Here is a 13,387-nt window from a genome sequence, read left to right on the forward strand (position 1 = left end):
CCAAAATCCAAACAACCCGTTCGATCTACAAACAGTCCACCGGACTGTTTGCTTAACGATCAAACCTCGGCAGGCTCATAACCTGAAGGTCAGAGAGGCAAAATGACTTGATTAACTCAGTGAACTTATTGTGGGGATAACTTGACGGAAACGGGACCTCGCAGGCACCACGTTTGAAGACAATGTGCCTTGGTGTGTCAGATATATAGGTTCATGGCATACTATCGTCGCGCGCAGCTAATTATAGAGACACACACAGTGGTAGCCTTAACTCAACAAAGCAACAGAGGGTTGACCCTGGGAGCGCGCGATCGCGGATGCGAAAGTTCTCAGCCTAAGGCGGGTTGGAGTAGCTGCTTGCAATAGGTTATCCAGATTGTGGCCGTCGACAATACTAAACAGATTTCGGATGGGCATATGGCATGAGCGGAGAATTAATATTGAACACGAGCGAACGAAAGATTACCGGCACCCTTTGGCGAGTTGGTCTGTCTATGCTTCTGGTGTTCACATCGATCGCCTTTGGCTTGATCGCCTTCTACTACAGTACATTAGAAGATGCGCTCATTACATTCCGTTATGCGGAAAGGTGGTCGGAAGGTTACGACTTTGGCATGTGGAACCGCACTGGGGCTCCTGTGGAAGGTTTCACTACTTTATTGTGGATGATCTTGCTTTCTGCCTTTGGACCGCAAGCTGCCTCGATTGTGACGGCATCAAAGTTCCTGGGTTATAGCTCTTATCTTGCTCTCATCGCGCTCTTTCTGACGCTTGGGTTCTCGAAGCATAATGTGGCAGATTCCGCTCATTTAAAAATAACTGGAACGCCCGAACAATTTTCCCGGGCATGTCTTGCGACGGCCATGGCACTTGCACTTTGCATGCCGCTTTCTTGGTACGCGTTAACAGGGATGGAAACTGCAACGTTTACATTGTTGATTTCTCTTTCCGTTTTTTTGCCACTCCTGACACGGAATGTAATACCGCTGGTCGTGGTCGCCGTGGCCCTTGTATTAATACGTCCGGAGGGCGTGCTCGTTTCAGTCGCTGCGGCGGGTTACTGGTACGTTGCTACCAGAGACCGTAGATTGTTCATTGTTGGCGCGGTTGCATTGCTGACGGCTGTCGCGCTTACAGCATTTCGTTGGCAGTATTTTGGGTATCTTCTACCAAATACATACTACGCCAAATCTGGTACTGCTGGCGCACGACATTTACTGGCTGGCATAACCTATTATCGTGATGCGTATCTATTCTTTTGGATGCTGTCCGTTCCTTTTCTGCTCCTGCTTGGAGTTGCGCTGGTAAGAAGACAAAAGCTACCAAGCTTGTTTTGGGCGATGCTATTGTCCCAGATTGCGTTCATGATACTGATTGCGCGTTCGGGTGGGGACTCCATATATGCGTTCCCGTTGTATCGACATTTCATAGTACTCTTGCCGTTGTTTTGTTGTGCAACCTTCCTCTTGGTAGAGAAGTTGCCGGTCGGGCAAGGGATTATGACAATAAGCATTTTAGTCACTCTTCTTTTCGCGCCAATCTTTCAGAGTAAGCTTTTGCGCTCCGAAGTGCGGGCTCTGCCTTCACATTTCAAAGAAGGTCAGGTGTTTCGACACAGCTATGAGAGGCCCGCCGAACTCATTCAGTGGCTGGCCAAAAAAACAAGCCAGGAGACGGTTGTTGCAACTAGCCTGGCTGGTCACATTCCCTTTTATGTCGATGCAAATCATATCGACATCCTTGGGCTCAACGATGAATTGATTGCTCATGACGGGACTTTTGATCCCTTTGGTCCTATCGACTCCAAAACAGATATGTCTCTGGTTCTAGATCGTAGCCCGGATATAATCGAGGGGTATATGAAGGCAGATCATTTGCTTGGAGGTAATGCCGCGCGTGTTATTTTTGGTGCGCGAAGCAAGATGAATATTGAGCTCTTGAATGATCATCGATTCAGGAATGAATACAAAATTATCACGAATGCCCCCTACGATTCGTTTAACCGGATCCTTTTTGTACGCTCGGCCTGGCTGGAAGCGAACGAAACCGGGGCAGATATCGAGACTGAACCGCTGGACCGGATTCTGAAGGTGTTTGATGAATCAGACCATCGCCGCAAGCGCGCTGTTCTTGGTGCGAAGAACTAAGTTTAGCGGAGTCCGAAATAGTCATCCCAAGAGATATCGATCAAACTCAAGAGACACCTAATGTTCAACCAAATAGAGGCAGCAGAAGCGCGGCAACGAGATTGGGATCTTGTAATTGCCGGAAGCAGTTTCGCGGCGATGTTCTTTCTTAAATCAGTTCCTACAGATTTCAGGGTGTTGATCGTAGAGAAGGGGCCGTTTCTGGAACACTATGACTTCGTTGATCAACGTGAAGTGCATGGGCTTGAAGATATTGAGATTGAAAGCCACGCAGAGCATAGAAAGAACTGGGTCGCACATTCGACCTTTGGCGGAAATTCAAACTGTTGGTGGGGGCAAACGCCACGTTTTTTGCCCTCTGATTTTGATTTGCGTTCGCGCTATGGCGTCGGGATGGATTGGCCTATCAGCTACGATGAGATAGAGCCATTCTACTCAGATGTGGAAAGCATCATGCAAATCGCGGGTGGAGGAAGAAACCATCTGTCACCAATGTCTCGCCCTTATCCTTTTCCACCCCATATTGGAACTTTGTCGGACAAGGAACTTTGGAACGGTGTGGACTGGGTGCCTGTTGCGACTGCGCGCAGCAATGGAGGCGGCCGAGCGCAATGCTGCTCGAACAACGTTTGTCATCTGTGCCCGCTTGATGCAAAGTTCACGATCTTGAACAGTCGCGATCTGTTTGCACGAGATAACCTATCAATTCTCGCAAATGCTGAGGTGAGACGTGCCACCGACTTGCAGAAAGCAAACGTTACGGGTGTCGAGGTTTTTCACAATGGCCAATCTTTTGACATCAAGGCGGACCGCGTTGCGCTGGCAACGAACGCCCTTTTTAATGCGGCCATTTTGCTTAGATCCGGAGATCAAAACGATCTAACCGGTCGATATATCCATGAACAGGCCTCAAAGAACTTGGCATTGAATGTACCCAACCCCAACTATTTTGGGGGCACTTCCATCACGGGGCACAATTATCGTTTTTACGATGGAGATCATCGTAGCAAACATGCTGCGGTTTTGATCGAGAACTTTAACATTCCACGCCGATTACGAACCGAAAAAGGTAAAGTTACCAATACGATGTCTATAAAGTTGATTGCAGAGGACATCCCCCAAGCGAGAAATCGCGTCGTACTGGATGATACGGGAGCTCCCAAGGTGATCTGGCACGGCCACCATGAGTATGCAGGAAAGGGTATTGCAAACGTTGTAGACAGAATACCTGAGATCTTCCCGTGGGATGTCTCTATAAATCAATCATACCGGTTCAACTCAACCGAAGCTCACATTCAGGGGACCTGTCGAATGGGCGAAAGCGGGGATAGCAGCGTTGTAGATTCATCGCTCAGAAAGCACGGCAATACGAACTTGTGGATACTCGGAGCGAGTGCCTTCCCGTCATGCTCACCGGCCAATCCGACGCTGACTTTGTCGGCTCTATCACTCATGGCTGGGCGGAGTATCGTATGATGAAGCGGCGCGGTTTATTGATTGCAGCGGGAGCGGCCTCTTTTGCCGCTTTGGCTGGCGCGACGTGGCGGTGGCGGTCTCAGGTAAGTCCCTCTCCTTATGTCGAATTGATCAAAAGTGCATTTGGTGACGAAATTTCACGATTGCCAACTGTCCAGGCATTTTTGTCAGACTATGAGAAAGTGTATCACTCTGATCTGCAGGTTAGCAAAAGATCTGGTCTTAAGGCTATGCTTGGCAATTGGGGGGGTAATGAGGACGATGAAAAAGATCCACGTCGTTCGGATCGAGCTCAGCAGAAGATGCTGAAGTTCTTTTTGCAATCTACGAATGTCGTCAATTTTTCACTAGGGAATGAGCGTACATTTGTATACGAAGGTTTATTTACCCCTTATGAGATGGCGTGCATGAATCGACTTTCGGCACAATGGCTGATAACCGGCTGACGTCCAACTGTGCCATTACGTAAAGAGCACCTACATCACTTCAAGTCTCAGAGTGAGTTTGCGGTTGGGCAACAATTTCGTGAATGCTGCAATTCAGTCTCTTTTCTGCCCATTTTATCGTTGATAGACAGAAATCGTTACAGGTGGGATGAGTAATAGTGCGGGCGGGCAGATGAGAACCGATAAAAGCGGTCATGTAGCTATATCTTGGACCCAAACCGAAGTTGATGGTCTGGAAGAAGCTCCTATCGATCAACTAGGTGTTGGGTCAACATGGTCTTGGCGTGGCCGGTCGCTTAAGCTTTCGACCGAGCTTGTCGAAAACGTAGACCGATCACTTGCATCCGGTATCGTTGCCGAATTGGCGGACTGGTGTCAGACCGCAGTTGATGAGATGCTCCCGGAGCATGCCAGAATTGAACTGTCCAACGGGGCGCAGAAATTTGTCGCCAAATTGGCTATGGTGGTCGGCGAAGAGGCCCCTGTTCTGGTGTTTGAAGGCGGTTGCCCGGAACCAGGTCAGGAATTCTGGGTCAGCGCCGCAGCGGAGCAGATTGAGCCCGTATCGATCACCCGGACCGAGGACCGCACGGTTGTCGCTTTTCCCGGGCCAGCGCGGGTCATCCGGGATGAAATTCCTGATGTAGCGGTCTTTGCGGCAGAGTGATCTCTGCTGATATCCTCAGATAAAATTCGTACCTTGCAATGCCGAGACGTGTTGACTCTGGTTAATCGACAGATATAAGCGCGGCTTCATTGGTGTTGGTGGCCCCCGCAAGGGGATGCCTGTCATGGGGGAAACCTCAAGAGGACAACGCCCTTCATAGTGGCCTGCACGGGCCTCGACCTAAACGAAGGAGATCAGCCGTGACCAAACGCACGTCTGCCAAGTACAAAATCGACCGCCGGATGGGCGAAAACATCTGGGGTCGTCCGAAATCCCCGATCAACCGTCGCGAATATGGCCCCGGCCAGCACGGCCAGCGCCGCAAGGGCAAACTGTCGGACTTTGGTCTGCAGCTGCGCGCAAAGCAGAAGCTGAAAGGCTACTACGGCGACCTGACTGAGAAGCAGTTCCGTCGCATCTATGCCGAAGCCGAGCGTGTCAAAGGTGACACTGGTGAAAACCTGATCGGTCTGCTGGAGCGCCGTCTGGACGCCGTCGTCTACCGCGCCAAGTTCGTGCCGACCGTCTTTGCCGCACGTCAATTCGTGAACCACGGCCACGTCAAAGTGAACGGCAAGCGGGTCAACATTCCCAGCTACCGCGTCAAAGAAGGCGACGTGATCGAAGTACGTGACAAATCCAAGCAGCTGGCTGTTGTTCTGGAAGCTGTTGCGCTGGCCGAACGTGATGTGCCTGACTACATCGACGCCGACCACTCGAAAATGACCGCGACTTTCGTTCGTGCACCGGGCCTGAGCGATGTGCCTTACCCGGTCATGATGGAACCGAACCTGGTCGTCGAATTCTACGCGAAGAACTAATCTTCGCCGACCGTTTGAGTTTAAAGGCCGCGCTTTCAGCGCGGTCTTTTTTGTTTGTTGGGGGAAGGTGCTGTCCCCGTCACGGTGCAACTCCCCCGAGGTTTTACCAGATGAAGTTCCGGATCAGATCGGCAATGGCCGACCTTCGGCGATGGCTTCCATCGCAAAATAGGATGTGACACTGTCCAGCTCGACTTTCTCGATCAGGCGCTGGTAGACCTTGTCATATGAGGCCATGTCCTGTGTGACGACTTTCAGCTGATAGTCGTAGTCTCCACCGATCCGGTGGAAATCCACCACCTCGGGTATGGTCAGCACGTGGCGCCTAAAGGCTTGCAGCCACTCGGCCGAGTGATGGCGGGTACGCAGCATGACGAAGACCACGAGGTTCAGGCCTAGCTTCTCTCGTGCGATCCGAGCGGAGGAACCCTGTATCACCCCATTGTCGTTCAGCGCCTTCAGGCGTCGCCAGCAGGCGTTCTGAGATAAGCCGATGCGATCTGCCAACTCACGTTGGGACAGAGTGGCGTCCTTCTGGAGCTCTTTCAGAATGCTGTGGTCAATTTGATCTATTTTTTCACTCATATGAAATCATATGACACAAATTTAGGTAATAGAAGGCAAAGAATGGTGAAGAATTTGCTCTGCGGATCAATCACATTGGGTACAGCAATACGGAGCTTATGCAATGACCCTGTCCATTTTTCGCGCGGAGATTCAATCTGCCACTCACGGAAATGCTCTGCGCGACGGGCTGATTGGTGAGGGGGTACTCATCCCGGGTCTGCATCAGGACGTGCCGCTTGTGTATGCGGATTACGTCGCCTCGGGTCGCGCGTTGCGTCAGGTCGAGAACTTTGTGGCTGCGCATGTGTTGCCGTATTATGCCAACAGCCACACCGAAGCCTCCTATTGCGGTTCTTATATGACCCGCCTTCGCAGCGAGGCGCGGGCAGAGATCGCCCGCATCGTTGGTGCCAGGGAAGAGGATGCGGTGATCTTCACCGGGTCCGGCGCCACAGCGGGCCTCAACCGGTTGGTCAGCCTGATGGGAGTGCAAGAGGCTGACCAACCGGTTGTGCTGATCGGTCCATATGAACACCATTCGAACATCCTGCCCTGGCGTGAAAGCAAGGCTGAGGTGGTTGAGATTCCCGAAGCAGCAGAGGGTGGGCCGGATATGCAGGCGCTGGAAGCCGCGTTGCTGGAGCATGCCGACTCGGATGTGCTGATCGGATCATTCTCGGCAGCGTCCAACGTCACGGGTATCATCACCGATCCCGACCCGGTGACCCGGCTGTTGAAGGCACATGGAGCGCTGGCGGTTTGGGACTATGCGGGTGGTGGCCCGTATCTGCCGATGGAGATGGGGCCAGAAGATGCACGCAAAGATGCGATCGTAGTCTCTCCGCACAAGTTTCCCGGTGGGCCCGGAGCTTCCGGCGTGCTGGTCGTCAATCAGAATGCGGTTCAGCGTACGTGCCCAAGCTGGCCGGGTGGGGGAACTGTCAGTTTTGTCTCGCCCTGGCGGCATGATTACAGCGCGGATCTTGCGACGCGGGAGGAGGCGGGTACGCCCAACGTGATCGGTGACATTCGCGCGGCACTGGCGTTTATGGTCAAGGATGCGGTGGGAACCGATGAGATTGCGCGGCGTGAGGCGCTTTACAACCGGATGGCCATCGAAGGCTGGTCGGATAATCCGCACCTGACCTTGCTGGGCACGAAGAATGCGCATTGCCTTCCGATCTTCTCGTTCCTTGTTCGGGATCGCTCTGGGCAGCCGGTACATCAGCAGTTGTTCACGCGAATGCTCAGCGATATCCATGGGATACAGGCGCGTGGTGGCTGTGCTTGTGCAGGGCCATATGCGCACCGTTTGCTGGGGATCGACCGCGATACTTCGGAGCATTTGCACGCGGCCCTGTCTGCGGGTGAAGAGATGTTGAAGCCCGGTTGGGTGCGCCTGAACTTCTCGTATCTGATGAGCGAAGAGACGGTTCAATTCATCATCGACAGCGTCAATGACCTGTCGCGTCGGACCGAGGAATATACTGCGTTCTACAGTGCCGATCCGGCGACGGCGCGCTTCAAAGCTGCCTGAGGGAATTGCCACTTTTCTCAAACCGTTGAGACAGGTAAGAGGGGCGCAACCAACGGAGCCCCTCATGACCAAGCCCATACCACAACCCGGCATTATGGACATCGCGCTGTATCAGGGTGGTCAGTCCCATGTCGCTGGGGTGGCTGATGTCATCAAGCTGAGCTCGAACGAGAACCCGTTTGGACCCAGCCCCAAGGCGATAGAGGCTGTGCGTGACAGTGCCACGACGCTGCATCGTTATCCCAGTACCGATCATGCCACCCTGCGTGCCGCGATTTCAGAACGACATGGGCTGAACGCGGATCGCATCATCTGCGGTGTTGGCAGCGACGAAGTGCTGCAGTTCGTGGCGCAGGCCTATACCGGGCCGGGGGATGAGGTCATCTATACCGAGCACGGGTTTTCGATGTACCCTATCATCGCGCGGATGGCAGGTGCGACGCCCGTTATGGTGCCGGAGCGCGAGCGGCAGGTGGATGTCGACAATATCCTGGCTGCCGTAACCGGCAAGACACGGATCGTGTTTGTGACCAATCCAGGCAATCCGACCTCGACCATGATCTCTGAGGCCGAGCTGGAGCGTCTGGCGCAGGAACTACCCAGCAACTGTCTAATGGTGCTGGATGGCGCTTATGCCGAATTTGTCGACGGGTTCGACGGTGGGGCTGCTTTGGTGGATCGGTTCGAGAATGTGATCATGACCCGGACGTTCTCCAAGGTCTACGGGCTGGGCGGGATGCGCGTGGGCTGGGGTTATGCCGCGAAAGACATCATTGATGTGCTGAACCGGGTGCGTCAGCCCTTTAACTTGTCACTGACTGCGTTGGCCGCCGCCGAGGCAGCGGTGCAGGATGAGGATTACTTGCGGTTCTGCCAGTCCGAGAATGCCCGGCTGCGAGTCTGGCTGTCCGAGGAACTGGCCAAGATTGGCGTACCCTCGGATGCATCTTGCACAAACTTTATCCTCGCGCGTTTCGCGGATCAGGCCGAGGCTGAGGCTTGTGACGCGTTCCTAAAAACTCAGGGTTTGATCGTGCGGCGTGTTGCGGGCTACAACCTGCCAAATGCGCTGCGGATCACCGTGGGCGATGAACAAGCCTGCCACCGTGTGGTTGCAGCCATTACCGCGTTCAAAGGGGGCGCTGCATGAGCCAGATTTACGACCGCGTGGCGCTGATCGGGCTGGGCCTGATCGCCTCCTCCATGTTCTGGGCGATGAAACGCGCGGGGCTGGCAGGAGAGGTGACCGGTTATGCCAGAACTGACGCGACCCGCGAGATGGCTCGGCGGATCGGTCTGTGCGACCGCGTCTGTGACTCGGTTGAAGAGGCCGTCGAAGGGGCTGATCTGGTTGTGCTGTGCGTTCCCGTTGGCGCGATGGGTCCCGTGGCTCAGCAGATGGCACCGGTCCTGAAGCCCGGCGCGACTGTCTCGGATGTCGGATCGGTGAAGCGCCATGTGATTGAGGCTGTCTCACCCCATATCCCGGAAGATGTGCATTTCATTCCCGCCCACCCGCTGGCTGGGACGGAGCATTCCGGGCCGGAATCCGGTTTTGCCGAGCTTTTTGACAACCGCTGGTCTCTGCTGGTCCCAGCCGAAGGATCGGACCCTGATGCCATCGCCCGCTTGCGCGCGCTGTGGGAGGGGATGGGATCGAATGTCGACGAAATGGATGCCGATCATCATGACCTGGTGTTGGCTGTGACCTCGCATGCCCCGCACTTGATCGCGTACACCATGGTTGGCGTGGCGGATGATTTGCGGCGGGTCACGGATACCGAGGTCATCAAATACTCGGCTGCTGGCTTTCGGGATTTCACGCGGATTGCCGCGTCCGACCCGACAATGTGGCGCGACGTATTCCTGACCAACAAAGACGCGACGCTGGAGATTCTTGGACGCTTCACAGAAGAACTCTTTGCGCTTCAACGGGCTATCCGAACTGGTGACGGAGAGCATTTGTTCGACTATTTTACGCGCACCCGTGCGATCCGGCGCGGAATTATCGATGCCGGGCAGGACACGGACGCACCAGATTTTGGACGGGGGAAAACATCGACATGAGAGGGCTCCGGGGCTGTTTGTGGATAGTTCTTGCCATTCTGGCCACATCTGCACATGCGGCAGCACCGGAAACCTCTCTTGTACCACTAAAACGCCCCGCCCTGATCGATGCTAACCCCGCGCTCACCACGTCCAGAATTCGCCCCGTGCTGCGGCCCGCCTCTCCGCAGGTGACTGCGGCTGCCGCCCGACCAACCGAATTGCCGTTGTTGGGGCCTGATAGCTCGATCCGACCCTACCTGCGCCCGAAGGAACTAGAGCAGCAAATCCTGTTCAAAAAACGCAAGCTGCGCAAATCTTCGGTTTGTGGAGATATAGACATTCAGGGCAAGGCGGTGGGCCGTGTAAACGGCAAGATCAAGGCTTGCGGGATCAAGGACGCGGTGCAGATCACCTCGGTTTCAGGGGTGAAGCTCAGCCGTCCGGCGACCATGGATTGTGGCACCGCAAAGGCGTTGAATAAATGGGTCGACAAGACTGTGAAGCCCACGTTCAAACGGCGCGGCCCGGTGGTCGAGCTGCGGGTGGCGGCGCATTATGCCTGCCGGACCCGGAACAACCAAAAAGGCGCGCGGATTTCCGAGCATGGCAAGGGTCGCGCGATTGATATTTCCGGGTTCCGGATGGCAGATGGCGAACTTGTTACCGTGTTGGACGGATGGCGCAAGAACCCCTCTCAGAAGCAATTGATCAAAGTCTGGCGTGGGGCTTGTGGGCCGTTTGGGACGGTGTTGGGGCCGAATTCGGATCGATATCATCGCGACCATTTCCATCTGGACACGGCGCGCTATCGCAGCGGCTCTTACTGTCGTTAACGCAGGATTAGTCGCGGGGCAGGGCCCAATGGGAGCGGCCCCAAGGCGACAAAACCGTCGCGGAAATTCAGCTGCAGATCCAAGGCGTTGGGATTGCCGCCGAGCCCGGCCATGAAGCCCAGGGCCCGGGTCACGGGATCAACCGCCTGATCGGGCAGGGCGCCTGCAGCGTTTGCCATGGCGACCATGTCACGCCAGTTCTCGGCCTTGACCGCGATTTCTCCGGTTGGGATGCCTTGTTGGTCGACATCCAACTCTCCGGTCGCGAAGAGGCGCAGTTCACCCCATTTGACCTCGGCCAATCGCAGGTCAATCGCGACGGGTTGGGGGCGGCCTTGTTCAAGCGCGCTGCGGTCCCAGGGTTTGTCGAAGGTGATGAATGTGTCGAATTCCAGCGTTTCAAACGACTGCGGCAGGGATGATGCAGAGCGCATCAGGCGCCGCAGTTCTTCGCCCGGCGTAAAACCGTCGACCTTGGCCGATATGTTGTAGCTTTCCGGAGTGCCAGATTGCGCCATGATCAGGCTCAGGCTTTGCCCACCGGCCTGGGGGGCCTGCTCATCCGATAGCAGCCAGCGCCCGGCGGTCAGGGCCATCCTTTCCAGCACCAATGCGACACCTGGCTGCAAATGTAGTTCCGCCTGAAGACCTTCGGCCTGAACGGTTGTGGTCTGATCGAAATAGGACAGGCGCTGTGGTGTGCTGGCAAAACGCAGCATTTGTCGACCGGGCCAGATCGCGGGGCTTTCAAACTCGATCCAGTCCGCACTCCAGGCCGTACCGTTCACCGGATCGGCGAGCGCGGGATTGGCCAGCCGAGTTATGTGCTGGAACGGATACCCCGCTGTCGCGACATCCGAGTAGTCGGCCTGCCAACCCAGTTCCTGCTGACGATCGAACCAGCCGGTAATGGCGTTTCGCAGCCCGTAACCTGCGACATACCAGTAGGCGCTCCACACAACGGCCACGAATACAAAAACGCGTATCAGACGACGCATGATGAATGGCCCTTTTTCCTGCCTCGAATTTGATGTTTATAGAGCGAAACGGGCAAGGACCAGAGCAATGACGATGTGGGTTTTCGGATATGGATCTCTTCTGTGGAACCCCGGCTTTCCGGTAGCCCGCAGCGAAAGCGCCACGCTGCATGGCTATGCCCGATCCTTCTGCATGCGCTCGATCCATCATCGCGGCACCGAAGAAGAGCCTGGTCTGGTGCTTGCGCTTGACGAACAACCAGATGCGCATTGCAAAGGGCTGGCACTTGCCGTTGAGGCAGGACACGAAGAGCGGACGCTGGCGGAATTGCGCGAGCGCGAGCTGATCTCATCAGCTTATCTTGAACGGATGCTGGACGTGCACCTGCACTCGGGTGAGGTCGTCAACGCCGTGACCTATGTCATCGATGCGCATCATGTGCAGTATTGCGGTGGGCTGCCGCTGGAGGAGCAAGCCCAGATCATCGCGCATGCTGTGGGCGGGCGCGGTCCGAACGACGAATACCTCTACAATACAGCCGCACATCTGACCGAGATCGGTTTGCATGACCCCGACCTTGAGTGGTTGTCGCAACGCGTGCGCACAATCCGCGCATAAACCCTTGGCGTCGCGCCCGGAACTTCGATAGGTTCAGCCCAGAGCAGACAATACCGGGAGCCACGCGCATGGCGCAGGCACAACAGGGCGTGAGACCACATTTCTCACAGCCGATCCGCCAAATCCTAATGATGCTGATTGCAATCGGGCTGTCGGGCCTTGGCGTGTTCATGGCGCTGCCCTACGTGTTGCCCGTGATTCAGGCCAATCTGTACCTGAACGGCTTCATCCTTCTGGTCTTTGTCATCGGTGTGGCCGCCTGTTTCCTGCAGGTGACGCAGCTGATCGGTTCGGTGCGATGGATTGAGGCTTTTGCCGGTGGGGTCGAGCGTGATGACGTGCGTCCCCCACAACTGCTGGCGCCACTGGCTTCGCTGCTGCGCGCACGCGGGGCGCGGTCGCAAATCAGCTCCAGCTCTACCCGGTCGATCCTCGATTCTGTCGCCGAGCGGGTCGAGGAAGAGCGTGAGATCACGCGCTACATAACTAATGTTCTGATCTATCTTGGTCTGCTGGGCACGTTCTTTGGCCTGGCAACCACCGTCCCGGCCATCGTCGACACGATCCGCAGTCTGAACCCACAAGAAGGCGAAGAAGGTCTGGCGGTGTTTAACCGTCTTATGACCGGTTTGGAATCGCAGCTGCAAGGGATGGGCGTTGCCTTCGGGTCGTCTTTGCTGGGTCTTGCCGGATCATTGATCGTTGGCCTGCTGGAACTGTTCGCGGGTCATGGTCAGAACCGGTTCTATCGCGAATTGGAGGAATGGTTATCCTCGATCACCCGTGTCGGATTTGCTGCGGGCGATGAAGGTGGTGCCGAGCTGGCGGTGCTGACGCCGGTACTCGACGCCATGTCAGAACAGATGGATGCGCTGCAAGATCTGTTCGCAGCGCAGGAAGAAGACCGGACCCAGGTTTCCACCAAGCTCGGACACTTGGTCGATGCGATCACCGACATGAACCAGCGTCAGGCCCAGACCGAAGGTGTGACCGCTGCGCTGGAACGTGTGGCGCTGGGGCAGGATGCACTGCTGGATCATATTCGCGAACATGGCGCGGGTGAGGGGATCGATGCAGAAAGCCGTATGCGTCTGCGCTCGATGGACGTGCAACTGCTGCGGATTCTGGAAGAGATTTCAGCCGGTCGACAGGACAGCATGAATGAACTGCGCAAGGATTTCGAACTGCTTGTCAAAGCTCTGACGCTGCCACGCGGCGCCGTGCGCACGCCCTCGGACGGGGAATAAA

Annotated in this window: 13 protein-coding genes; 11 read left to right on the forward strand and 2 right to left on the reverse strand. The window is 55.6% G+C overall.

The window, feature by feature from the left end:
- The first annotated feature begins 422 nt into the window (after window positions 1-422).
- The 5 genes from ACR0IV_RS00005 (at window position 423) to rpsD (ending at window position 5,557) form a co-directional block, all read left to right on the forward strand.
- On the forward strand, window positions 423-2,147 hold the full coding sequence (locus tag ACR0IV_RS00005; RefSeq protein WP_480658532.1) for a hypothetical protein: 1,725 nt from the start codon (window positions 423-425) through the stop codon (window positions 2,145-2,147).
- Window positions 2,148-2,207: 60 nt separating this feature from the next.
- Window positions 2,208-3,623 (forward strand): GMC oxidoreductase, encoded by a 1,416-nt coding sequence (locus ACR0IV_RS00010; protein WP_480658531.1) that lies wholly within the window; start codon window positions 2,208-2,210, stop codon window positions 3,621-3,623.
- Window positions 3,620-4,069, forward strand: a complete 450-nt coding sequence (locus tag ACR0IV_RS00015) for a hypothetical protein (protein WP_480658530.1) — start codon at window positions 3,620-3,622, stop codon at window positions 4,067-4,069. The genes ACR0IV_RS00010 and ACR0IV_RS00015 overlap by 4 nt, the downstream gene beginning before the upstream one ends.
- Before the next feature lie 172 nt (window positions 4,070-4,241).
- Complete coding sequence (locus ACR0IV_RS00020) at window positions 4,242-4,736, forward strand: hypothetical protein (protein ID WP_480658529.1); 495 nt, start codon at window positions 4,242-4,244, stop codon at window positions 4,734-4,736.
- 200 nt (window positions 4,737-4,936) lie between these two features.
- The gene (gene rpsD, locus ACR0IV_RS00025; protein ID WP_170325974.1) at window positions 4,937-5,557 is read left to right on the forward strand and encodes a 30S ribosomal protein S4; all 621 of its coding nucleotides are present in this window, start codon (window positions 4,937-4,939) and stop codon (window positions 5,555-5,557) included.
- A gap of 123 nt (window positions 5,558-5,680) precedes the next feature.
- Here rpsD and ACR0IV_RS00030 read toward each other — a convergent pair whose 3' ends face one another.
- Window positions 5,681-6,142: an Lrp/AsnC family transcriptional regulator gene (locus ACR0IV_RS00030; RefSeq protein WP_480658528.1), complete on the reverse strand. Its 462-nt coding sequence runs from the start codon at window positions 6,140-6,142 to the stop codon at window positions 5,681-5,683.
- A 103-nt stretch (window positions 6,143-6,245) separates the two neighbouring features.
- Here ACR0IV_RS00030 and ACR0IV_RS00035 point away from each other — a divergent pair, with 103 nt between their 5' ends.
- The 4 genes from ACR0IV_RS00035 (at window position 6,246) to ACR0IV_RS00050 (ending at window position 10,543) form a co-directional block, all read left to right on the forward strand.
- Window positions 6,246-7,661 carry an aminotransferase class V-fold PLP-dependent enzyme gene (locus ACR0IV_RS00035; RefSeq protein ID WP_480658526.1) on the forward strand — a complete coding sequence of 472 codons (1,416 nt, stop codon included), beginning with the start codon at window positions 6,246-6,248 and terminating at the stop codon, window positions 7,659-7,661.
- 64 nt (window positions 7,662-7,725) lie between these two features.
- A complete protein-coding gene (hisC, locus tag ACR0IV_RS00040) occupies window positions 7,726-8,811 on the forward strand; it encodes a histidinol-phosphate transaminase (RefSeq protein ID WP_480658524.1) in 1,086 nt (361 codons plus the stop codon).
- Complete coding sequence (locus ACR0IV_RS00045) at window positions 8,808-9,728, forward strand: prephenate/arogenate dehydrogenase family protein (RefSeq protein WP_480658523.1); 921 nt, start codon at window positions 8,808-8,810, stop codon at window positions 9,726-9,728. The genes hisC and ACR0IV_RS00045 overlap by 4 nt, the downstream gene beginning before the upstream one ends.
- Window positions 9,725-10,543 carry an extensin-like domain-containing protein gene (locus ACR0IV_RS00050; RefSeq protein WP_480658522.1) on the forward strand — a complete coding sequence of 273 codons (819 nt, stop codon included), beginning with the start codon at window positions 9,725-9,727 and terminating at the stop codon, window positions 10,541-10,543. The genes ACR0IV_RS00045 and ACR0IV_RS00050 overlap by 4 nt, the downstream gene beginning before the upstream one ends.
- Here ACR0IV_RS00050 and ACR0IV_RS00055 read toward each other — a convergent pair.
- Window positions 10,540-11,541 carry a DUF2125 domain-containing protein gene (locus tag ACR0IV_RS00055; protein ID WP_480658521.1) on the reverse strand — a complete coding sequence of 334 codons (1,002 nt, stop codon included), beginning with the start codon at window positions 11,539-11,541 and terminating at the stop codon, window positions 10,540-10,542. The genes ACR0IV_RS00050 and ACR0IV_RS00055 overlap by 4 nt on opposite strands.
- A gap of 67 nt (window positions 11,542-11,608) precedes the next feature.
- On the opposite strand from ACR0IV_RS00055, the gene ACR0IV_RS00060 reads away from it, so the two are divergent.
- Both ACR0IV_RS00060 and ACR0IV_RS00065 read left to right on the forward strand, forming a co-directional pair.
- A complete protein-coding gene (locus ACR0IV_RS00060; protein ID WP_480658519.1) occupies window positions 11,609-12,139 on the forward strand; it encodes a gamma-glutamylcyclotransferase in 531 nt (176 codons plus the stop codon).
- 68 nt (window positions 12,140-12,207) lie between these two features.
- Window positions 12,208-13,386, forward strand: a complete 1,179-nt coding sequence (locus ACR0IV_RS00065; RefSeq protein ID WP_480658518.1) for a biopolymer transporter ExbB — start codon at window positions 12,208-12,210, stop codon at window positions 13,384-13,386.
- Window position 13,387: the final 1 nt, after the last annotated feature.

It is taken from the genome of Ruegeria sp. C2 (genome assembly GCF_056537765.1).